We start from the raw sequence: 395 nt of genomic DNA on the forward strand, positions 1-395 counted from the left end.
GGATGATCGGCCGCATAGGGATCGATCAGCGAGTCGCGCTCGAAGCGCTTCCAGCGGCGTTCCGGCACCTCATCCACCTTGTCGCAGAACTGGTCGTAGGCGTTGTCGAACACATCGGCCCACGCCTGCGCGTCGAGCGGCGCGTGCCAGCGCCGATAAAGGGGCGGATGACCGTCGGTCTCGCCGTTGAGCATGTCGATCTTGTGCGCGAACTCGTGGATGACGACGTTGTAGGCGTCGCTGCCGTCGGTCATCTGCGCGTCTTCCCACGAGAGGATCAGCGGGCCGCCTTCCCACGCCTCGCCGCTCGCGTCGTGCTCGACTTCATGCACCACGCCGTCCTCGTCCTCCACGGTCTTGCGGATCACGAACTCGCCCGGATAGACGATCACGCC

1 protein-coding gene is annotated in these 395 nt (G+C 65.3%); it reads right to left on the bottom strand.

Going from position 1 to position 395, the window contains the following annotated elements:
• Positions 1 to 395: zinc-dependent peptidase (locus tag SB786_RS35710; RefSeq protein ID WP_410731503.1), on the bottom strand; the 395-nt coding region annotated here is incomplete at both ends.

Source organism: Burkholderia sp. SIMBA_062 (assembly GCF_046534765.1).
GTDB lineage: Bacteria > Pseudomonadota > Gammaproteobacteria > Burkholderiales > Burkholderiaceae > Burkholderia > Burkholderia ambifaria.